20 protein-coding genes are annotated in these 22838 nt (G+C 44.5%); 6 read left to right on the top strand and 14 right to left on the bottom strand.

Features of this window, described 5'->3' with window-relative positions:
* Window positions 1–32: 32 nt before the first annotated feature.
* The 9 genes from AY607_RS11405 to urtA all read right to left on the bottom strand — a co-directional run bounded on the left by AY607_RS11405 (window position 33) and on the right by urtA (window position 8971).
* Window positions 33–329 carry an FmdB family zinc ribbon protein gene (locus AY607_RS11405; protein WP_064095103.1) on the bottom strand — a complete coding sequence of 99 codons (297 nt, stop codon included), beginning with the start codon at window positions 327–329 and terminating at the stop codon, window positions 33–35.
* 109 nt (window positions 330–438) lie between these two features.
* Window positions 439–1617 (bottom strand): formamidase, encoded by a 1179-nt coding sequence (gene fmdA, locus AY607_RS11410; protein WP_064095102.1) that lies wholly within the window; start codon window positions 1615–1617, stop codon window positions 439–441.
* A gap of 31 nt (window positions 1618–1648) precedes the next feature.
* Window positions 1649–2773, bottom strand: coding sequence for an AAA family ATPase (locus AY607_RS11415; RefSeq protein ID WP_064095101.1), 1125 nt, complete (start codon window positions 2771–2773; stop codon window positions 1649–1651).
* Between the two features lie 26 nt (window positions 2774–2799).
* Window positions 2800–3843, bottom strand: a complete 1044-nt coding sequence (locus tag AY607_RS11420) for an aliphatic amidase (RefSeq protein ID WP_004813842.1) — start codon at window positions 3841–3843, stop codon at window positions 2800–2802.
* Window positions 3844–4083: 240 nt separating this feature from the next.
* Window positions 4084–4782 (bottom strand): urea ABC transporter ATP-binding subunit UrtE, encoded by a 699-nt coding sequence (gene urtE / locus AY607_RS11425; protein ID WP_064095100.1) that lies wholly within the window; start codon window positions 4780–4782, stop codon window positions 4084–4086.
* A gap of 10 nt (window positions 4783–4792) precedes the next feature.
* Window positions 4793–5551: an urea ABC transporter ATP-binding protein UrtD gene (urtD, locus tag AY607_RS11430; RefSeq protein ID WP_064095099.1), complete on the bottom strand. Its 759-nt coding sequence runs from the start codon at window positions 5549–5551 to the stop codon at window positions 4793–4795.
* Window positions 5548–6711 carry an urea ABC transporter permease subunit UrtC gene (gene urtC, locus AY607_RS11435; protein ID WP_064095098.1) on the bottom strand — a complete coding sequence of 388 codons (1164 nt, stop codon included), beginning with the start codon at window positions 6709–6711 and terminating at the stop codon, window positions 5548–5550. The genes urtD and urtC overlap by 4 nt, the downstream gene beginning before the upstream one ends.
* A gap of 17 nt (window positions 6712–6728) precedes the next feature.
* Entirely contained in the window at window positions 6729–7649 is a 921-nt protein-coding gene (gene urtB, locus AY607_RS11440; protein WP_064095097.1) for an urea ABC transporter permease subunit UrtB, read from the bottom strand.
* A gap of 83 nt (window positions 7650–7732) precedes the next feature.
* Complete coding sequence (urtA, locus tag AY607_RS11445) at window positions 7733–8971, bottom strand: urea ABC transporter substrate-binding protein (protein ID WP_064095096.1); 1239 nt, start codon at window positions 8969–8971, stop codon at window positions 7733–7735.
* A 203-nt stretch (window positions 8972–9174) separates the two neighbouring features.
* On the opposite strand from urtA, the gene AY607_RS11450 reads away from it, so the two are divergent.
* Window positions 9175–12630 carry an ATP-binding protein gene (locus AY607_RS11450; RefSeq protein WP_064102592.1) on the top strand — a complete coding sequence of 1152 codons (3456 nt, stop codon included), beginning with the start codon at window positions 9175–9177 and terminating at the stop codon, window positions 12628–12630.
* Between the two features lie 12 nt (window positions 12631–12642).
* The gene (locus AY607_RS11455) at window positions 12643–13563 is read left to right on the top strand and encodes a response regulator transcription factor (RefSeq protein ID WP_064095094.1); all 921 of its coding nucleotides are present in this window, start codon (window positions 12643–12645) and stop codon (window positions 13561–13563) included.
* Window positions 13564–13619: 56 nt separating this feature from the next.
* On the opposite strand, the gene AY607_RS11460 is transcribed toward AY607_RS11455, so the two are convergent.
* The 4 genes from AY607_RS11460 to AY607_RS11475 form a co-directional block, all read right to left on the bottom strand.
* Complete coding sequence (locus AY607_RS11460) at window positions 13620–14327, bottom strand: phospholipase D family protein (RefSeq protein ID WP_064095093.1); 708 nt, start codon at window positions 14325–14327, stop codon at window positions 13620–13622.
* Window positions 14328–14393: 66 nt separating this feature from the next.
* Window positions 14394–15116 carry a hypothetical protein gene (locus AY607_RS11465; RefSeq protein WP_064095092.1) on the bottom strand — a complete coding sequence of 241 codons (723 nt, stop codon included), beginning with the start codon at window positions 15114–15116 and terminating at the stop codon, window positions 14394–14396.
* 172 nt (window positions 15117–15288) lie between these two features.
* Window positions 15289–15801, bottom strand: a complete 513-nt coding sequence (locus AY607_RS11470; RefSeq protein WP_064095091.1) for a GNAT family N-acetyltransferase — start codon at window positions 15799–15801, stop codon at window positions 15289–15291.
* An 81-nt stretch (window positions 15802–15882) separates the two neighbouring features.
* Entirely contained in the window at window positions 15883–16629 is a 747-nt protein-coding gene (locus AY607_RS11475) for an outer membrane protein OmpK (RefSeq protein ID WP_064102593.1), read from the bottom strand.
* A 996-nt stretch (window positions 16630–17625) separates the two neighbouring features.
* Between AY607_RS11475 and AY607_RS11480 the strand changes: the two genes are divergently transcribed.
* From AY607_RS11480 to dsbD, 4 genes are all read left to right on the top strand, one after another.
* A complete protein-coding gene (locus AY607_RS11480; protein ID WP_064095089.1) occupies window positions 17626–17991 on the top strand; it encodes an HPF/RaiA family ribosome-associated protein in 366 nt (121 codons plus the stop codon).
* Window positions 17992–18121: 130 nt separating this feature from the next.
* Window positions 18122–18664, top strand: a complete 543-nt coding sequence (locus tag AY607_RS11485; RefSeq protein ID WP_064095088.1) for a hypothetical protein — start codon at window positions 18122–18124, stop codon at window positions 18662–18664.
* 25 nt (window positions 18665–18689) lie between these two features.
* Window positions 18690–19445 (top strand): transporter, encoded by a 756-nt coding sequence (locus AY607_RS11490; RefSeq protein WP_064102594.1) that lies wholly within the window; start codon window positions 18690–18692, stop codon window positions 19443–19445.
* 16 nt (window positions 19446–19461) lie between these two features.
* Window positions 19462–21303 carry a protein-disulfide reductase DsbD gene (dsbD, locus tag AY607_RS11495; protein ID WP_064102595.1) on the top strand — a complete coding sequence of 614 codons (1842 nt, stop codon included), beginning with the start codon at window positions 19462–19464 and terminating at the stop codon, window positions 21301–21303.
* A 29-nt stretch (window positions 21304–21332) separates the two neighbouring features.
* On the opposite strand, the gene AY607_RS11500 is transcribed toward dsbD, so the two are convergent.
* Window positions 21333–22529 carry a GGDEF domain-containing protein gene (locus tag AY607_RS11500; RefSeq protein WP_064095085.1) on the bottom strand — a complete coding sequence of 399 codons (1197 nt, stop codon included), beginning with the start codon at window positions 22527–22529 and terminating at the stop codon, window positions 21333–21335.
* Between the last annotated feature and the right edge of the window lie 309 nt (window positions 22530–22838).

Raw genomic sequence — 22838 nt, forward strand, 5'->3', positions numbered from 1 at the left:
GCAAGTGCGGGATTTTTTTTAATGAATAGAGATTAGATATCGCATAAAGAACAGTTGACGCCGCGGCAATTATGTAAAACCGAGCTGCGTGCGCTATTTTTATTGGTACCTGGACCTTCTACCAGAGGTCCTGCAAGTTGTTCAGCGCCCGAACCCGGACGCCATTTGCTTTTCATATTGATTTGCTGATGACCGGTGATCATCGGTTTTGCTAAAGTCTGCTGTTTACAATAATTACATTCAATCGTATCGGTCGAGATACGGGCAATTGGAACACGTTGTTCAAAAATTCCCTCGCAATGCTCACAGCGGAAATCATATAACGGCATTTCTGTACTCCTGTAGCATGTAGGCCTCAAATTAAAAAGACGGGTAGCCGAAGGCTTTAGGTTGGATGACTACCCGTTGCGAAGCCAAAACAGCAATAAATCGTAAAACCTAGCGTTTATGCCCCCAGAACTTGTCATCGTTCAGTGCACCCTGAGGCAGGATGTTCTGTTCGAAGATTGAAGTTGGCAGAGATACGGTACAGGCACAGTTTGGAATATCCACGATACCGCCGATACGGCCTTCAACTGGTGCGGCAGTCAGTAACATGTATGCCTGTGAGCCGGTAAAACCAAAATTCTCAAGGTATTTGATCGCTTTTAAGCATGCCTGACGATACGCTACAGTGGCATCCAGATAATAGTTAACGCCATCTTCAACGCTGATGCCTTCAAAGGTCAGCCACTGGTCATAAGCCGGACGGACATTACTTGGCACGAAGATTGGAGAATCGATATTGTATTTTTCCATACCGCCCTTGATCAGGTCGAAGCCGACACGGGTAACACCGTCCATCTCGATCGCGCCACAGAAGCCAATTTCACCATCCCCTTGTGAGAAGTGCAGATCGCCCATCGAGAAGCCAGCACCTTTCTGGTAAACAGGGAAATAGATACGGCTACCTGCTGCCAGGTCTTTAATGTCCGTATTTCCACCATGTTCACGCGGTGGAACAGTACGTGCAGCTTCAGCCGCCATACGGTCGAATTCGGCACCTGTTACGCCACGTAGAACGGCAGTACGCGGATCAGGCGGGTTAGCCTGGCCTTTAGGCACCAGTAGTGCCTCGCGACGGTTCCATTCTTTTAGCAGGTCATGTGAGGGTAAGGTTCCCATCAAGCCTGGGTGTTTTAAGCCGGCAATACGCACGCCCGGAATATGACGTGAAGTCGCAAATAAGCCTTTCAGATCCCAGATGGCTTTGTCAGCCTCAGGGAAATAGTCAGCCAGGAAGCCGCCGCCATTTTCCTTGGCAAATACGCCCGAGAAACCGACATCTGAAATTGGCTGGATGTCGAGCAGGTCGATTACCAGCAAGTCACCTGGCTCAGCGCCTTCTACATAGAAAGGTCCGGTCAATGGATGGGCACGGGTAAGGTCGACATTTTTGACATCAGAAATGTCATCAGTATCTTTAATCTGTGCATCCAGGAAATCCAGACTTTCAATCAGGATTTCTTCACCTGGTTTTACCGAAGTCAGAAATGGCAAATCCGGATGCCAGCGGTTATGTCCAATTTCCGCCTGTTCTGCCAGCGGAACCCCCGGTTTAATTTTAATATGTTGCATGGTTTATCCCCTGTGTTGAGGTCGAATAAAGCTAGTTTTTGATGTTATTGCCCGTGTCATCCATGATGAACAGCAGATCTTCGATCACGCTTTCAACAGGAACTGACTGAACCTGGATCGTTTTACCGTCATAATCGATGATGATCTGACCGGCTTCTGGATGCTGAATAAAAAATCTGGCAAGTTGCGGCTCGACTAGAACCCGAAAATGGCGACTCAAGCCTCGTGCTCCGAAACGGACATCGTGTCCGGTAGACAGAAACTGAGTTGCAGCTGCTGTAAGTTCAACCGTACGGCTCTGCTTGCGGAGTCGCTGATTCAGTTTCTGGATTTCCAGACTGACCAGTGTTGGCGCAAAATCAGCTTCTACCGCTTCATAATGCAGAATACGTTCAATACGATTCAGAAACTCTGGATCGAACTTCTTGTACAGTGCACGTTCGGTAATCTGGCTATCATCCAGTTTTGCCAGTCGAGCCAGTTTCTGGATCGGTTTTGGAAGCTTGGCCAGCTGTCTTAAACGTGCCTGAGCATTTTTGGCACCGATGTTACTGGTCATAAAGATCATGCAGTTTTGAAAATCCAATACTTTGGTCCCTGCGGTCAGCTTTAATGTTCCGGTTTCCAGAACATTCAATAGACCACGAATGACTTCGGTACTGGCTTTTTCAATTTCATCAAACAGCACAATACCTGGCTTGGAAAAACTGCCTTGAATATGGGCTTCATCAAACAGAGTATTGCCTTCCTTGGAGCCGACATAGCCCGGAGGGGCACCTGTCAGTGCTGCAGCATAATGTTCCTGTGCCAGTGTGTTCATGTCGATCCGGCAGAATGCATCGGGCTTGCCATGAATCGCTTCCGCAATCAGCCGAACCGTTTCGGTTTTCCCAACACCCGTCGGCCCGAGCATTAATGTGACTGCCAGTGGCCGGGTAGGGGCATTAAAATCTGCCTTGACGGTTATGAGCATGTTTTCGATTTCATCCAGGGCAGCGCGCTGCCCGATAATATGACCACGGACATGCTGCATGACTTTTTCAGGATCGAAGCTAAAGCGAGAGGTACGTGCAATACGTTCTTTGCTCTGCATCTCATAACGCTGTTTCGCCAGGGTTTCCTGATTGGCACTGATGCGGTCACTGGCAAATGTCATATCGAATACCTCCTCTCAGACCAAACTTAAGATGCTTCTTTTTCTAAGCCTTCATGTGGCAGATTGCCGATTGGGCATTCCGCAACACCGATGGTAGAGCGGGTAATTTTTTCCACGTTCTCTTGCGCTTTTTGAGCATCCAGAACCCAGGTCTTGTAGAAGTCGAATGGACAGTCCGCAACGCCTTTATCGCCGTCACCGTTGTTATAGACACCGGTATAGCCGCGGTGCAGCAATTTAAATAAATGGTTTTGTGACTGGTCGTATTTACGTGCATCACGAATTTCATGCAGTGACAATTGTGCGTATTGGATGCCGTTTTCTTCCGTACCACATTCACCCAGGGTACGGCCGTCGAAGCCGACTACTGCAGAGTGACCGAAGTAGGTGTAGACCCCATCAAAACCGGTACAGTTGGCAACAGCAACGTAAACGTTATTTGCCCATGCCATGCATTTCGCCATGTTGATCTGCTGATCTGCAGCCGGGTACATATAGCCTTGGCAACGCACGACCAGTTCAGCGCCTTTCATGGCACAGTCACGCCAGATTTCTGGATAGTTACCGTCATCACAGATGATCAGTGACATCTTGATGCCCTTCGGTCCTTCGGTCACATAAGTGGTATCACCTGGGCACCAGCCTTCAATTGGGCACCATGGAATAATCTTGCGGTATTTCTGAACGATTTCACCTTTATTATTGATCAGGATCAAGGTGTTATAAGGCACCTTGTTTGGATGTTCCTCATGTTGTTCACCGGTAATCGAGAACACGCCCCAGACGTTGGCTTCAATACAGGCTTGCGAGAAAATCGCGGTTTCATCGCCTGGAATGGTGGCAGCAGTTGCCATCATCTCGTCATGGTCGTACATAATGCCCATGGTGCTGTATTCAGGAAAAACAATCAGGTCCATACCTGGAATACCCTGTTTGATTCCTTTCAACATCTCAGCAATTTTTTTTGCGTTCTCAAGAACTTCCGCTTTGGTGTGCAAACGAGGAATTTTGTAGTTTACAACTGCTACCCCTACTGTATCTGGGCTGCTTGAGATATCACCGTGACGCATTCAAATTTCTCCAACTCTTTTATTGATTCAACTTTATGATTCGAGTGTCGCGTGAAATGCGTTACAGCAAAATACGTTGAATTGCGTATATGGATGCGTAGACGGGAAGAAATTTTTAAATGTGAATAATCAAATAAAATAATAAAACCAGATACCAATTAATTAAGTGAAGTAGAAATTAAAAATCCCCCGACGAATCGGGGGATGTGGAAAAATTATAGCCAGATTAAACCGGGAATATTAAACAGAGAGATATTTACTGATAGTGGTCTCATCGACATTTTCACGGACATCTTCGTAGGCAAAACGACCTTTGTCGATCACCAGGAAGCGATCGGCCATCGCGATGGTAAAACTCAGCACCTGCTCGGAAACCACAATGGTCAGATCACGCTGGTCACGGATTTCTTTCAGAGTTCTGGCAATATCCTTGATGATAGAGGGTTGAATCCCTTCCGTTGGTTCATCCAGCAGAAGTACCTTCGGATTAGTCGCTAAGGCACGGGCAATTGCTAATTGCTGCTGTTGTCCACCCGATAAGTTTCCACCTTTACGTTTGCGCATATCCCAAAGTACAGGAAACAGTTCATACAGGTCATCCGGTACTTTGCCGTGCGCAGAAGCCGGTAAACCGGTCTGGATATTTTCCAGCACCGACATGGTGGAGAAAATCATCCGGCCTTGAGGAACATAAGCCACACCATTTTCTACGCGCTGGTAAGGATCCAGTTTTTCCAGATTCTTGCCATCCAGCTTGATTTCACCTTTGCTATTTTTAATATCTCCAATCAGGGTTTTGAACAGGGTGGTTTTACCCATGCCGTTACGGCCCATGATCGCTACGATTTCCTTCGGTTGGATTTTCAGTTCCAGGTCGTGAATCACCTGACTTTGTTTATATCCTGAACACAAAGAATTAATTTCTAATAATCCGCTCATAGTGGCCTCCTTAGTGTCCCAGATAAACTTCAATCACTTTTGGATCATTTTGCACATCGTCCATTTTGCCTGCTGCCAGAATTTTGCCCTGATGCAGTACCGTGACTTTGTCCGCAATGGTTTTGACGAATTCCATGTCATGTTCAATCACCAGCACAGAACGTCCTTTGCTAATCTCCCGCAACAGTTGTGCCGTCTGCTCACGCTCCGAGACACTCATCCCTGCGACTGGTTCATCGAGCATGAGGAGCTCTGGATCTTGCATGAGTAACATGCCAATTTCCAGCCACTGCTTCTGGCCATGAGAGAGCAGACCAGCTGAGGTATCCAGAAGATCAGTCAGGAAAATCTTGCCAGCAACTTCACGAATACGGTCATCAACATCTTTAGTCCGTCTGAAAAATAGCGCACCAAATACGTTACGGCCACGCGGGAAGGACATTTCCAGGTTGTCATAGACCGACAGGTTTTCATAAATATTCGGGTTCTGGAATTTACGCCCAACCCCTTTACGGACAATGTCGAACTCTTTCAGTTTGGTCAGTTCAATATCATTAAACTTGATGGTGCCTGAAGTTGCTTTGGTCTTGCCACAGATCAAATCCAGCACTGTGGTTTTGCCGGCCCCATTGGGACCAATCACCACATGTACTTCATTTCTATCCAGATAGAAGTTGAGATCACTGACTGCCTTGAATCCATCGAAGGACACGGTGAGATCTTCAATGACCAGAATCGGTTTATTCATTTCTACGCCGACTTTATTCATTTGACACCTCCTTCCACAATTGGATCGATAGTTTTATCCGGATCAGTACTTGGCGGTGGCAAAGTGCTGTCGATAGGTTTCTTTTTCAGGAACAATGGACGTACATATTTTTCATACAGACCTGCTAAGCCATTCGGTAAGAACATGACAACACCGATGAACAATGCACCGAGGAAGTACAACCATACTTCAGGGAAGGCTTCAGAGAAGTAAGTTTTGCCAAGATTCACCAGAATTGCACCATACACAGCACCGATCAGCGACAGACGACCACCAACCGCAGCCAGAATGACCATTTCAATCGAAGGCACAATGCCGATAATCGTTGGTGACATGAAGCCGACTTGCAGGGTAAACATCGCACCACCAATAGATGACACCACAGCAGCGAAACAGAAAATGAATACTTTGTACATTGCCACGTCATAACCAGAGAAACGCACACGTTCTTCTTTGTCACGCATCGCAGAAAGTAGACGTCCGAGTTTAGAACTGAGGACAAAACGGCTGATCATGATCACTGCAATGAGCAGCAAGGCATTGATGTAGTACAGAACATACTTGGCTTCGTCGGTACGGATATCCCAGCCATGCAGTGTTTTTAAGTCGGTGATACCGTTAATACCGCCAGTGAAACCTTGTTGACCAATAATCAAGATGGTCAGGATCGCCACAACCGCTTGCATGATAATCGAGAAGTACACATCACCGACACGACGGGTAAACATCGCGAAACCAATGATAAAGGCAAGCAAGATTGGAATGATGATGATGGCGAACAGGGTAAAGCCGAAACTATGGAAGGGTTCCCAGAAGCCTGGCAAGCTGGTGATCTGGTTCCAGTCCATAAAGTCTGGAATACCTGGTGTGGTTTGTGCTGCTGTAGATTGCATGTCCGAAGCTTCAAGTTTCAGGAACATGGCCATACAGTAGCCGCCAATGCCAAAGAAAATCCCTTGACCTAAACTTAAAATACCACCGTGCCCCCAGCACAGTACGAGACCAATTGCGACGAAAGCAAAAGTCAGATATTTACCCATCAGGTTCAGACGGAAAATATCCAGGAACATCGGCATCACCAGCAGGATCAGTACAGCTAGAATCACCAGACCAATCGCGCCTTCTTTGCCACCTAAAAATGCATTTGCAAAATTTTTCATAATATCTCTCCTGAATCCTATTTACGTACTTTGATTGAGAAGAGACCCTGAGGACGTAGCATCAGGATGATGATCACCGTCGCGAGTGTCAGGACTTTGGCTACAGAACCGGACAGGAAGAACTCCAGAACAGACTGTGCTTGAGCAATACTAAAGGCCGATGCCACAGTACCGAGTAAGCTTGCAGCACCACCGAATACCACCACCAGGAAGGTATCGACGATATACAGCGAACCTGCTGTTGGACCAGTAGAGCCGATGGTGGTGAAGGCTGCCCCGGCAATCCCTGCAAGACCACACCCTAAAGCAAAGGTTAAGCTGTCAACGCGTTTGGTGTTGATCCCTACCGCACCACTCATAAAGCGGTTCTGGTTGGTTGCACGCAGTTGTAAACCCCAGCGTGAACGATAAATCAGGAAGTAGACAAATGCAGTAACACAGAGGGTGACACCGACCAGGAACAGGCCGTTGATTGGAATATCGATGGCTTCAGTCGGTTGATATGAACCCATTAACCAATCTGGTAGGGTAGGACTGACTTCTTTAGGACCAAAGATAGAACGGAAAAGTTGTTGCATGATGAGGCTTAAACCCCATGTTGCAAGAAGTGTATCGAGTGGCCGTTGATAGAGCCGGCTGATCATGAGCCGTTCCACCATGTAACCGATAATGCCTGCTGTGAGGAATGCTGCAATGATGGCAATGAGAAAGTAATACGGTAAAAGTTGTGGAAACAAGCTTTCAGTTAAGGTGGAAATGAAAAATGTCGTATATGCGCCAATGGTCAGAAACTCACCATGTGCCATGTTAATTACGCCCATTTGCCCAAAGATAATTGCAAGGCCGAGCGCCATCAGTAACAGCACACAGAACACAGAGAGACCATTAAAGCCTTGCATGGCAAATATTGCACCGAATTCTGCAAATGATATATCCATCGCATCATCCTCCAAGCTTTAAAAAAATTGTGTGGAATAAAAAGATCAGGAGAATGACTTCCCCTGATCATGTGGCTGTTAACTTAGTAACCTTTAGGGAATGGGTTTGGTTTGATTAGACCTTTAGATTCATAAACCACCTTGAACTGACCATTTGGCAGGACCTGTGCAATACGGGATTTGCTCCATAAATGGTGGTTCGGGTCAATTTTCACGTAACCTTCAGGTGCTCGTTTCATTTCTAAGCCTTTAGATGCCGCTGTTACTTTCGCAACATCGAAGCTACCTGCTTTTTCAACTGCAGCTTTCCATAACCATGGACCAAGATAAGCAGCTTGAGTCACGTCACCAACGACGGCTTTAGGACCGTATTTTGCTTTAAATGCTTTAACAAAAGTCTGGTTATTCGGGTTGTTCAGGCTTTGGAAGTATTTCATTGAAGAGTAGAAGCCCTTCATGTTTTCACCGCCAATACCGAGTAACTCATCTTCAGTCACTGAAAGGGTAAGCAGTGTTTGCTTGTCGCCTGTTACGCCTGCAGCTTTCATTTGTTTATAGAAGGATACGTTTGAACCACCGACAACCGCAGCGAAGATGGCATCAGGTTTTTTCAATTTGGTCTTGTTAATGAGTGAACCGAATTGTGTGTGACCCAATGGATAGTATTCTTCGCCCACCACTTTGCCTTTCAGCACTTTTTCAATGTGCGTACGGGCAATTTTCATGGTGGTGCGCGGCCAGATGTAGTCAGAACCAATCAGATAGAAAGTTTTGGCTTTTTTCTCTTTTGCCAGCCAGTTCAGGGCTTCAAGTACCTGTTGAGTTGCTTCCTGACCCGTGTAGATTACGTTTTTAGATTGCTCTAAACCTTCATAGAATGTCGGGTAGTAAAGCAGGGCATTATTACGTTCAATAATTGGAAGCACAGCTTTACGGGATGCTGAAGTCCAGCAACCGAAGATCGCAGCAACGCGGTCTTTTTCAGATAACTTACGTGCTTTTTCTGCAAAGGTTGGCCAGTCAGAAGCCCCATCTTCCTGAATGATTTTGATCTGACGACCGAGAACACCGCCTTGTTTATTAATCTGTTCAATTGCCAGACGCTCTGCCTGGATTGAGCCAGTTTCAGAAATCGCCATGGTACCGGTTGCCGAATGCAGCTGACCCACATACACAAACTTGTCATCTACTTTAAGTTTGGTGGTATTGACCTTTGCCGTTGCAGGGGTGCTGGCATTTGTTAATACTGGAGCCAGCAGGAATGGAACAGCAAGTAAACCTGCCAGTAATCCAGATGTCTTTACTTTTGATTTCAAGCTCATGTCGGTTCCCCTATAGAATTAGATGTGCTGATGCGCTTAATCATTGGTTTGCGCTTGGTATGCAACTAAGCCTAAGGGGAGTTAAAAAATGAGCATATACGTCACTTTACGTATATACCGTGCAGCCGGATTATTTTTAGATACTGATAGGCTGGGCATAGTTTTTGCTTTTAAGACCAGATATTTAGCTTTATTTAATCTGTATGGACCCAACAGCCAAGACCAGTCAGGCACCGCAGCGCGTCATTCATACCCGGCGTAAATACAATACTTGGGTGGTTGATGAAAGCATCGAAGACTATGCGCTTCGCTATGCGCCTAAATCCGTCCGGAAATGGTCACTGTGGACAGTGACCAATACGGCGCTTGCGGCCGTTAGTTTCCTGGCAATGGAGGCACTTGGGGCGACCATGCTCTGGCAATACGGGTTTAGTAATGCTTTCTGGGCATTGGTGGTGGTATCCATTATCATTTTCCTGACCAGTTGGCCGATTGGTTATTATGCTGCCCGTTATAATGTCGATATTGATTTACTGACCCGTGGTGCCGGATTTGGTTATATTGGCTCCTCCATTACCTCGGTCATTTATGCCAGTTTCACCTTTATCTTTCTCGCCTTTGAAGCCGCTATCATGGCGCTGGCATTGAAGCTAGGCTTAGGGATACCCCTGAGTATTGGCTATCTGATTTCAGCACTGGTGATTTTGCCATTGGTGGTAAAAGGTATTGGCTTTATCAATAAGGTGCAAGCAATCACCCAACCACTGTGGTTATTTCTACTTTTATTGCCCTGGTGCTTTGTCTTGGTGAAGCAGCCTGATTTGATCAGCGATCTTGCACTCATTGAGGGCGCAAAAAGTCAGAGTGCTGCGTTTAATCTGTCCTTTTTTGGTGCATCCTGCACAGTACTATTTGCTTTGATCACCCAGATTGGTGAACAGGCGGACTATCTGCGATTTTTACCCGATAAAAAACATATTCAGCGTAAATGGAATTGGGCGGTCTTTTTGGGTGGACCAGCCTGGATTCTGGGTGGATTTATCAAGATATTCATGGGCATGCTATTGATGGCATTGGCAATGAAATATCTGGTCTCCGATTCTGAACTGAGTAACCCCAATTATCTGTACTGGATTGCCTATCAACAGGTAGTCAATCATCCCGGTATTGCTTTATTCCTGACGGTTCTATTTGTCTGCGTTGCCCAGATCAAGATTAATGTCACCAATGCCTATGCAGGTTCATTGGCCTGGTCTAATTTCTTTGCGCGTCTAACACATAGCCATCCAGGGCGCGTGGTTTGGCTGGTATTTAATATCTTTATTGCCTTGCTATTGATGGAGCTTGGGGTAATCCATGCTGTGGAGCGTGTACTGGGCTTATACAGCAATGTAGCCCTTGCCTGGATCGGCGCCCTTGTTGCGGATCTGGTGGTCTGTAAACCGCTAGGGCTGAGTCCAAAAGGTATCGAATTTAGACGGGCCTATCTGTATGACATTAATCCAGTTGGGGTCGGTAGCCTGATCATTGCCTCGGTCTTATCCATGTTGTGCTATTGGGGGATTTTCGGAGATATTGCCCGCTCACTGGCTGGTTTTATCGCACTCGGTACAGCAATGTTATGTGTACCGCTGATTGCTTGGTTTACCAAAGGTAAATATTATCTGGCACGTCAAGAAAAGCCTGAACTGAATCTGGTCGAGACCCAGACTTGTGTAGTCTGTGAGCATGATTATGAGACAGCCGACATGGCCAGTTGTCCGGCCTATAGCAGCCAGATCTGTTCTCTGTGCTGCACGCTTGAAGCACGTTGTCATGATCTGTGTAAGCCGCATGCACGCTGGTCTTCACAGCTAAGAATTTTTGCGGCTTGGTTCCTGCCGAAATACTGGGTACAACATATTAATACCCGCTTAAGTCTGTATATCCTGCTGATTTTTGTCTTGAGTGTGGTGCTGGCGGTCAGTCTGAGCCTGATTTATTTACAGGAATCTGCCAGCTTGGGTACCCTGTCACAGCAGCAGGATGCACTGACGATGCTGTTCATCAAAATCTACGCAGTACTATTCCTGCTACTTTGTGTGGCTGCCTGGTGGCTAGTACTGAATGATGAAAGTCGACGTCAGGCGCAATTGGAAAGCAATACCCAGACCCAACTGCTGATGGATGAAATTGAAGCGCATAAAATTACCGATCGCCAGTTACAGGATGCCCGCATTCAGGCAGAAAAGGCCAATGAAGCCAAAAGCCGTTATGTGATTGGCATCAGCCATGAGTTACGGACACCGTTGAACAGTATTCTCGGTTATAGTCAGCTACTGCAGAAACAGGAAAAACTGTCTGAACAGGGCGAGTCTGCCCTTGGCGTGATTAGCCGTAGCGGTCAGCATCTCACTTCTCTGATTGATGGTCTGCTCGATTTGGCACGGATTGAAACCGGCAAAATTTCATTGGAAAGTTCCAACATTGACCTGCCAAAATTTCTTAAACAGATTGTGCATATGTTCGAGCCACAGTTTGCTCAGAAACAGCTGAAGTTTGATGTGGAGATCAGCAGTAAAATTCCGCAATATGTGCGTATCGATAAGAAACGCTTAGAGCAGGTACTGATTAATCTGCTGGGCAATGCCTTGAAATTTACCCTCAAGGGTGGAGTGAAATTTAAGGTCGATTACCGTTTTCAGACCGCTTATTTTGAAATTCATGATACGGGTTGTGGTATTGCTGAATCGGATGTTGAGCGGATCTTCCAACCTTTTGAACGTGGTCGAAATGTAGTACAGGGCAGTTTTGCCGGTACAGGTTTAGGACTACCGATCGTGAAACTTCTGGTTGATATTCTCGGAGGCGAGCTGACCCTGAGCAGCCAGTTAAAACAGGGTTCAGTGTTTAAAATAAAATTGTATTTACCTTCTAAATCCCTGATCCATCCGATTGCTGACGTTGCCTCTAATACCGTGACCGGTTATACCGGAGAACGCCGTAAAATACTGGTTGTTGATAATGAAGCAACCGACCGTGGTCTGGTTTTAAATTTCCTGAAACCACTGGGTTTTATTTTAGAAGAGGCAGAATCAGGTTTAGCCTGTTTGCGCCAGGTTCCAGAATTTAATCCTGATCTGATTCTGATGGATTTGAGCATGCCTATACTGGGCGGCTGGGAAACAGCAAAATTGCTGCGCCAAAATAAAATTACCAATGTACCGATTATTATTATTTCTGCAGATGCCAATGAGCGGATGATCAATCCGGAAACCGATGTTCTCAACGAAGACTTTTTAGTAAAGCCGGTCGATCTCAATTTATTATTGAACAAAATTGGTGATAAATTGGGCTTAAACTGGCTTCATCAGCATGAGCAGAATCCAGAACAAGAACAAGCTTCTGATCAGGAAGAGCAGCCCCTCACTGTGGGGGTTAAAAACAAAAAAGAAGTGCACCAATCAATCCCATTGTTAAATGTGGCAGAGGCAGTTATTCAGCTGGAACAGCATTTAAGTATTGGTTTTATTCGGGGTGCGAAGGATGTGCTGCATGAGTGCGGACAGCACTTTGAACAATATAACGATATATGGCATCAGATTGAACGGGATTTACAACAATTTGATTTTAAAAAAGCAATTCAGCGACTTCATGAGCATGCAGATGTGTTGAAGTAGAGGGGAATGAGCATGTTAGAAAGTATTTTGATTGTGGATGATATACCTGAAAATCTATGCCTGTTGCATGAGAGCCTGGATCAGGCTGGCTATCAGGTACTTGTGGCGACCAATGGATTTGATGCAATTGAAATTGCGCATCGCATTCAACCCGACATGATTTTGCTGGATGGCAGTATGCCGGAAATGGATGGCTTCGAAACCTGCACCCAGCTTAAGGCCAGTCCAGTAACTGAACATATCCCGGTGATTTTTATGACGGGTCTGACTGAAACCGAGCATATTCTTAAAGGCTTTCAGGTAGGTGGGGTAGATTACGTAACCAAGCCATTAAATATTGATGAAGTTCGGGCGCGGGTAAAAACTCATTTATTGCAGGCGCGTCTGATGCATCAGCAGCGGCAAATGCTGGACGCAACAGGTAGCGCGATTCTATCGCTGAATCTGGAAGGTGAAATTATCTGGCAAACGCCCATTGTCAGTGAATTACTGAACAGCCATCAGGTGGATGTACAACACTTTCAATCCAGTTTAAATCACTGGTTACAGGATTTGCTCAAGCAGCCCGATCAAGCACATTTACTGCATGGTCAGTACGGTCATGGCCATCAGCAGTTACAGCTCAACCTGCTCACCAAACTGTATGCAGGACATATCTCTAAACATGTCTTGGTACAGTTGAAAGAGCAAACCCAAATGCCGAGTGCAGAGGAAATCGCACAGGCTTGTCCGAATCTGACGCCGCGTGAAGCAGAAGTCATGCATTGGGTCACGATGGGGAAGACCAACCGGGATATTGCCGAGATCTTACAGCTCAGCCCACGTACAGTGAACAAGCATCTTGAGCATGTATTTGAAAAGCTCTATGTAGAAACACGGACGGCTGCAGTATTGCATGTCATGTCAGCCTGTCAGAATCAGGCAGTGGCTTGATACTTTTGGCTATCAAGTTCCCTTTTCTGGAAGGAAAAGGAACTTAAAGTTTTTCTTTAAATCTCGGTATTTTCATTCCAAAGGAAGTACATGCCAAATTGTCCGGTTCTAAATTCACCGCCTATCGCTTTGCCCGTATCCGTTAAAAAGTGCTTATCATTTTCAAGTTTAAGATAGCCTTTATTCACCAGCTGTTCGAGCAAATCAGGAGTCTTGATTCCAAATTTAGAAGCAAGTTTTGCTGTGGTTAATTTCTTGAATTTTACATTTTCTTGTTCTATTTCGCGCTCATTTTGCACTTCAACCTTATCTATTCTAACTTCATCTAAGCTAATGCGAACTTCTTCACTAATCCGAATAATGCGTTGCGCTTCTTCGTACGCATCTTTGAAAACTTCATCATCTTCATACTTACGAACTGAAATGCCCATTTCATTGTTATTGACCTGGCTAAATTCATAGAGGTTTAAACTGGAAATAATACATTCTGATTCATTGAGATAGCACTTTGCATGCAGGTTTTTGCAGAAACTTAAACGAACATAATCTAATTTTTGTATCCATTTAATTTCTTCAGGATGTAAATCACTTTTGCCATAAACAATTCGAACATCAATTTTTAACCGGTCTTTGTCTTCTAGTAATTCTTTGATACGGTCATTGAGCCGCAAATAAGGACTGATTAAAATTAAACGCTCTTTGGCGTTTTTAATAAGTTCTTCTAAGAAAAAATTGGTTGCACTGGTATTTAAAAATTTAGCCATATTTTTTCCTGCAATATTTGAATTTTATGTTTGTTATAGGGCAATAAGATATCGCTGAATCAGTAATCACTCAACCTTTAAATACTTGCCATCTGCTGAAACGTTATGCCCAAAACCGCAAGACATCGGATTTCTGCTATTGACCATAATCTGTTGTCCAATTTGAGCGTTAAACTGAAATTTCAAATCAATTCTGCAGTCGTCATAACGATATTGGGTATGTGTTTTGTTCAGTGGCATGCGGGTTGAAAATTCTCCCATATTAGGACCATAAATCAGACTGCGTAAACCCATATAGAGTCCATTAAACTCAATCTGGTAGGCATTCGAAGCCTGTTTAACTTCCATCGTATTCCACTGACCAAAACCTGCATAGCGGACATATTTCCCTGCAAGACTCTTCGGTTTTTTTGGTACAGGTAACTGTTTTAGATTGAACTGGCTGGCTTTAGCATTCGGGAAAACGGAAAACCAGGCGCGTGCCCATTGCGGCTTGCCTAGCTTGGCATAACTTATACCGACATTATTAAACGCCGTGGTGATATCACGTTCAGAAAAAGCTGTACCGCCATCTTCTACATTCATCGCACAAAAGGATGACCAGGCCGCTTGTTGCTCAAATTGCGCGATGGCCTTTTGATATTGTTTCTGGTCGTAGAATTTCTTGCCATTATTTGCGTAACTTTGCACTTTGCTACAGCCTGAATGCAATTCTTTCTCGAACTCTGAATCAGCAAAAGTGAGCGCGCTTAAACTTAAAAGAGCAATAGAAAATAGAGATTTGTACATGGTGTTATTCGGTATGAGTTTAATTCGAATAAAACATAGCAAGCCTGTGAAGTAAATAATATCTCTGTTGTAATCCAATCCAGTAAAAATCAGATAATATGAAAGTGATAAAGACAGTGGGAGGCTGATGTTAAGAAAATAGATCAAGAGAAGAATTTAAAATAAAAGTGAATTAACCCTGATCCAGATTGAGTTGTAATAGGACCAAATCACGCCATTGCCCAAACTTCTGTCCAACTTGCGGCATATAGGCAGTTTGAACGAAACCCAGTTTTTCATGCAGGCGAATTGACGAGGTATTTTCTGAATCAATTGCGGCAACCATAATATGCAATTTCTGTACTTGAGCCTGTTCAATTAAATACTGCAATAATTTAGAACCCAGACCTTGTCCTGCATAATCCGGATTTAAAAAAATGGAATGTTCAACCGTCTGTCGAAAGCCCTGAATACTGCGAAAATGATCATAACAGGCATAACCAGCCACGACCCGATTTCGAGTATCTTCAACCACAAAAACTGGAAAATTCTGATTTTTAAGCTGCTTAAACCAGATTTTGAAATAGTTCAGATCAAAGGCTGTTCTGTTCCAGGTCGCAGTGCCATAGAGCACTTCCTGATTATAAATCTCAAGGATGGTTTCAAGGTCACGTTCGGTCGCAGGGCGAATGTCAAAATCAGGCATATTCTTGTTCTGTTAGGATAAAGCTGAAATTATGGTTTAAAAAAAAGCAGAACCGAAGTTCTGCTTTTGATCATACATCAATTAGAAGTGATACTTCACAAGGGCACTGACATTGTTTTCGTCCGTACCTTTTACAGCATATTTGTTATTCCAGACAGAATGTTCAATACCTAGGTATAGACGGGTTTCTGGAGAGATATGTTTGCCCAGATTCCACTTGTATTGGGTGGTCCAGTTAAGCTCGCTCGCATGACCATTTTTTTCAGCAGTAGACCAGTCAAGGAATCCGTCAACAAGAAAGTCTTCGGTGCCAACTTTGAAAGGAATAGCGTACACCACAGTCATTTGGTAATCGTCTTCAGAGCCTTTTTCATTATCGGCCTTGTAGAAGTTTAGCTGAGTATACTGAAAATACGGAATTTCAAGGTCAAAGCCAACACCATACAGATAATTGTTAAAATCACTGCCAGGATAGTTAGCGCTATTGCCTTCCCATGTACCCGCAATCAATACATCTTTAATCGGTCCAAGTTCAAGCTTTTGACCGGTGACAGCACCCAGACTCAAACGAGGTGATACTTCAAAATACGTTGCATTACCTGAGTCATTATGAGTACGGTCAGCAAAACCGAAGAAATCCCCGTAGTTCAACTTGGCAGCATATTCAAAGGTTGCAGTGGTTTGCTGGTTATCGTCACCTGCACCCGGGAAGGCATAGTGTTCACCATAAAGACCAGTAATGCTGAAGTCCTGCCATACAGGTTTTGCTTGAGCAAATACTGCAGTTGAAGCCAATGCACAAAGTGCTGCGAGTTGTGTAAATTTCATTTAAATCTCTCCCCCAAGAAAGCAGAATAAGCATACAGATTAATAAGTAAAAATAAAGTTAAAATTGCGGATCTAGCCAAAATATTCAGGGAGTCATGACCGCGGAGGAATCAGTCTTATTACTGCTATTCCGGTCTGAATTTTCTAAGTCTTTATTTTAAAAAGTCGAAAAAGAGTGATCTTTGTTTGCTTGTTAAGACGGCAAAACATTATTTATCTATAAATAAGCATAGAAAATCCAGTAGGTATAAGAGGGTTATCTTGGTTTTAAATTGTTAAAAATAATAGGATTTTTATCATAAAATATTATTTTCAGGTAAGAGCAGATGAAAAGAACTCATGGCTTGGTACTTACAATCTTGAAGGTATTGCTCTTTTAGATTTTATTCACCATTGATGTCATAAAACCGGGTCTAAAATTTTAGATTATTGGTTACTTGTCCAGCTTTATTCAGATAAAAAAGTATCTGGATTGTTTAATCTTGCTGCTTAAACAGCCAAAACTAAGCTTTTTGCAAAGCTGTTTCTGCTACGGCACACTAGAATGAAAAAATAATCTGCTTATCCGTAGTGATTCTAAATACAAAATCTATTATTTTTAATAATTTGCTCTCATTTTGTATTCTTGGGGATAATGGGCGGCTGCAAGTTATAAGCAGATTTTATAATGAAGAGTTCAATACCCAGTCACATAAATAATATTGCAACTACACCATAACTCATCAGTTGTTTTTAACTCGGTAAGTACTTGTCACAATCAATTATTCTTTTGCTAAAAATCCAAAATACCACTTGCATATTTTCCAGATAGGGCCGATATTCTAGATATAAGGACACGATTCTGCAGACTCAAAAAATGTGTTCATCATTCAAAGTGGAGGTTAGAAGTCCAGTCATTTGGAGATGTAAAATGCAATGTGAAACAGCAAGTTAAGAGCGTGCCAAGATAAAGAATTTTGCACTAAAAAAGTTACAAAGATTCGAGGGTGGTAATTTATGAATATTGAAATCCGTACAGATAAGCACATTCAGAATAGCGATCGTTTAATTGAGTATGTACGTGCAGAATTGAATCAGGAATTCCAGCGCCACAGCGAACGTATTACCCATTTTTCAGTCCATCTTAGTGATGAAAATGGCGCCAAAGGCGGTGAAGACGATATTCGCTGCATGATTGAAGCACGGCCTGCAGGATTGAAACCAGTAGTGGTCAATCATCGTGCACCGAGTGTAGCGACTGCGATTAGTGGTGCTATTGACCGGCTGAAACGCAGTCTGGAGCATGTTATCGAGAAAAATGATGACCCTCGTGCAGGTACACTGGAACTTGCAGATACGGATACAGTAGATACAGAAAACTGATTTCGGAACGATTTGAAAAGAGCCCTGCGGGGCTTTTTTCATATTAAAACCAAAATATACTTGCTGGAAATACAACAAAAGCCTCTTTATTCGGCATAATAGTCGAAAACGAATTAAAGTGAGTTCCATCATGTTAACTGCGCAACAACAGCTTTTTGTGCAAGCACTCGAAGAATTGAATCTGGAACAGGTCAAACAGCTGCTGGCAGGTGGACTCAATCCAAATTTTGTAGATCATGACAAAGGACCGGTGATTTCGGTCTGGTCGGATGGCCTGTTTAAATGGTGGGAAGAGGTGTGCGAGTTGTATGAAGCCGGCACCCCACTTTCAGAAGATGAAAAGCAGGCACGTTTACAAGTGCATTTACAGATTCTGGAAGAGCTGATCCAGGCCAAAGTAAATCTGCATCTCTGGGATGCTGAAGAAATTTATGGTCCGCTTTGGGATGCTGCAAGTGCCGCATGTGCACCTGCCGTACAGCGTTTACTTGATGAAAAAGTAGATCCGAATAGCAAAGATGAAGATGGCATGACAATTTTATCTTCAATTAGTGACCTGTTCTTTGACTGTGATTTTGATGAAATTAACTGGTCAGAAGCCCTGCAAGAAGAAAAACAGACGCTCGAACTACTTCGTAGTCATGGCGCAAAAATGACCAAAGAGCTTGGTTAAATACATTTTATAAAAGAGCCTGGATATGACAACATTAAGAATTTTGGGTCTGATAGCACTGGCGAGTTGTAGTGCCCAAATTTTCGCAGCTGATTTTGAATTTGACCGGCCTGGTGAAGGTCTCGGTACCGGCATCACTCCCGTAGGAAAGGTAGCCTGGGAACAGGGATTGCCCACAGTTCAGTATAGCGATTCAGGCGAGCAGACGATTACCAGACTTAATGCAGATATGTTGTTACGTACCGGGATTGCCAAGGATTTAGAACTACGTCTGGGCTGGGATGGTCCTGGATGGAAGCAAGTAAAATCCAATGGTCAGACCGATGACGAAGACGGCTTGGGTGATATCAGTATCGGTCTAAAAAAAGCCATTGATCTGGATGATGACAAACTGAGTATGGCCTTGCTGGCTGAAGCAATTATTGCGACAGGCAATGCCGGTTTTAGTAATGAAGAGGATATTTACAGCCTCAGTTCTGCAGTTTCTTATCAGTATAATGACTTGGTAAGCACAGCAATCACCATGCGTTATGAATGGCAGGACAGTCACTGGGCAGTTGTGGCAGTTCCATCTTTAGGCTACCAGATTAAAGATCGCTGGTCAGGCTATTCTGAACTGGTTTACCGTAAGGCTGAAGGAGTCAATAATGAATACGCGCTTGGCACTGGAGTGATGTATGCATTAAACGATCATGTCCAGTTGGACGCCAGTGTAGGTGTAGATCTGAATGGTATAGATCGAAGCTACTTCTCAGGCCTAGGCTTATCTGTCCTGTTCTAAGCGGTTTAGTTTACAGATGATCAAATACTCGCAGTTTCCGGTCTGGGGGAAAGTACTTGTCCCGCTCATTTTAGGCTGCTCTGTATTCAGTAGTCCTGCTCAGGCGGAAACGGCATTGTTGTCTGCCGAGCAGGCTTTTCCGTTAACTGTGATCTCCACCAGTCAGCAGCAGGCTGAACTGAGCTGGCAGATTCCAGACAATTATTATCTGTATCAGCATAAAATTGAAGTGCGGCAGGGCAATCAGGCATTAGTGCTTGAATTGCCGCCAGCTGAAGATTTATATGATGACAACTATGGGCATACCCAGGTTTATTACCAGCAGTTAAAGTTTCAGGTTCCGACCCAGGCGGGGCAATCCTATCAGGTCAGTTGGCAGGGCTGTGCTAAAGACCGGATCTGTTATCCGCCACAAACCATCCAGTTCAAGACCGATTTATCTGGTCTGGTACAATTTGAAGCAGCCGGATCAGGAACAAAACGTTTACTTGATTTGAATAGCGCCTCACCGCAACAAAATACCCTGTTTAATACAGCAGGTTCCTCAGAGTCTGCTGTAGATAACCTCTCCGCATCAGACTGGCAAACCGGACCCTATGCAGCACAAGACCAAAAATGGTCAGCCCAGCTGCTTGAACGCTCTTTAGGTTATGGGCTTTTGCTGTTCTTTGGTTTAGGAATATTACTGGCTTTTACCCCATGTTCCTTGCCGATGCTGCCGATTCTAACGTCGCTGATTGTACGAGACAGCAAAGGCCTGAAAGCTTGGATGATTGCACTGACTTTCGTCAGCAGTATGGCTGCTGTCTATGCGGTACTTGGCTTAATTGCATCTTCAGCCGGCCTGAACTTCCAGCGCTGGTTGCAGCAACCCGCCACCTTGATCGGGTTTAGTCTGCTATTTGTCCTGTTTGCCCTGAATCTGTTTGGCCTGTTTGAAATCAAACTGCCCCAAGGTCTGGTGCAGCGTCTGGACCGGGCACAGGCCATGCAGCAGGGAGGTAGTCTGGTCAGTGCGGGTATTATGGGAGTGATTTCGGCACTCCTGGTCGGGCCATGCATGACTGCACCACTGGCCGGTGCATTGTTGTTTATTTCCCAGACCCAAAGTCAGTGGCAGGGAGCTCTACTACTGTTTACCCTAGGTTTCGGAATGGGTGCACCTTTACTACTGGCCAGTATTCTGGGGGCGCGGATTCTACCGAAAGCCGGGCACTGGATGAATCAGATTAAAGTGCTCTTTGCCTTTATCATGCTGGCATTGGCCCTGTATTTTATTCGGCCGCTGATTTCAGAAGCTGTTTTACAGTGGTTATCCCTAGCCTTGGGCATGGCCTTTGTTGCCTATGTACTATTCCGGATTTTCTGGCATCGTACTGGTCTAAGATGGCTGTATATCCTGTGTTTGGCATTGGCCGTGCCTTATATTGCTTATAGCCAATATCAGCATAGTCAGCGGTTTTTTGTGGAGCAGGCGAGTACAGAAGCCAAGTGGCATGTGGCCCGTAATGCGGCCGAATTTCAGCAGATTTTGGCCAAGGTTCCACAAGGGCAAAAGGTCATTATTGATGTCTATGCCGACTGGTGTGTCGCCTGTCAGCCGATCGAACACCGGATTTTAAAATCTGCAGCGGTACAGCAGGCCCTTGCGCCATATTTCCTGATCAAGCTGGATTTAAGCCAATATAATGCTTCTCATCAAGCACTATTAAATCAATGGGAAATTCTTGGACCGCCGACGTATTTATTCTTGAATGCGCAGCAGCAGGAAATCCGGGGGTTGCGATTGACCGGTGCATTTAGCGAAGCTGAATTGCTGGCCCAGTTGCAAAATTTGGCGCAAAGCGAAAAGCCTTAGTATTCAATATTATCCAGAAATTTGGCTGTTTAGGAAACTTGCATCTGGGCAGTCAATGGCTCAACATAGGCTTTGACCAGATTACGTCCATCCGCTTTAGCCTGATAAAGTGCCTGATCGGCCTGACTCAATAATTGTTGTGGGCGTAAATCAGCCGTCGAAATGGCAATCCCGAAACTGGCAGTGACCGGAATCAGCTCACCCTCATCACTGAAAATCTGCAATTGCTGAATGGCAATGCGGCAGCGTTCAGCCACTTGTTCGGCTTTTTCCAGACTGGTATTTTTTAGCACCAGAATAAATTCTTCCCCACCAAAACGGCCGACCACATCACTTTCACGCAATTGCTGGTTCAGCACGGCGCTCACTTCTACTAGGGTTTCATCACCCTTATGATGGCCAAAATGGTCATTAATCTTCTTGAAATGATCCAGATCCAGCAATACCAAGGCATAATTGGGAGTCGCTGCGGCATTCAGTTTGTCCAGACACTGATTGATGCTACGACGGTTAAACAGGTTGGTAAGCGGATCGATCTGGCTCAGCTGTTTGATCAGCTGCTCGCGATGCCGCCACTGACTGAGCAGAATCTCGAATAACACCATGCAGACGGCCAGAATTGGCAAAATGAAATACAGCATCGATAACAGCCAGAAGCCATTATAGAAAAGCTCGCCATCGAGATTAAATAGCGGTGAATAAGGCAATTGATGGCTGAAACTTAAATAGGCACATCCGCCTAGGAAAATGGATGCTGGAATCAGCATGCTATAGACCAGTGTACGATGGAACAGCACCAGTCCCACCATAATTAAACAGACATAGGAGGTCGTGGCCACAGGGCTGATCACCCCGACGAGATAGGCGTCACGACACAACGAGATAACAAAAGTACCCACTGCCATGTAGGGCAGATACCGTTCAATCAGCTGATTCCCCTGAAATTTATAACAGGGAAAAATCAGGAGAAATAGAATTACCAGAAAGCTGCTGTTCAGAGTAATTTGTGTATAGACCCGTTCTAGATGCACATATTGCCAATATTCGGGATTTAATAACACGAAAATATCCCAGCCGAGCCAGGTCAGATGTACTCCGCATCCCAACGCCAGCATCAGGATGCACTTTTTTAGAATACTCCAGTTCATCACGACTTCATCTTCGACCAGATATTTCGTGATTTTATGCTTCAGTATTTTTTCTGGTACAGGCGATATTCGCTTCATGGTCCCGGCCTGATTTTAATTGCTATGGCAGTTTTTTTTAAGACTTATCGGATATTTATGGCGTTATTTACATAAGATAACATAAGTTGGAGTACTTGATAAACAACAATATTTAACCCAGTTTGGTTATTTTTATATCTTGTCTGTTGGGCTTTAGCCTGTGATGCAGGTACTCAGTGTTATGCCAAAGCACCCTTAATTAAAAATCGGAGAGCTTAAGCAGTACACAGTTTTGTTCTAAATTCAGGATGATGTGTTTTATTGGTGCTAATTATTTCATTATGACGAATAGTTAAAATAGCTGAATTA

This window comes from Acinetobacter sp. SFA (genome assembly GCF_001647535.1).
Taxonomy (GTDB): domain Bacteria; phylum Pseudomonadota; class Gammaproteobacteria; order Pseudomonadales; family Moraxellaceae; genus Acinetobacter; species Acinetobacter pecorum.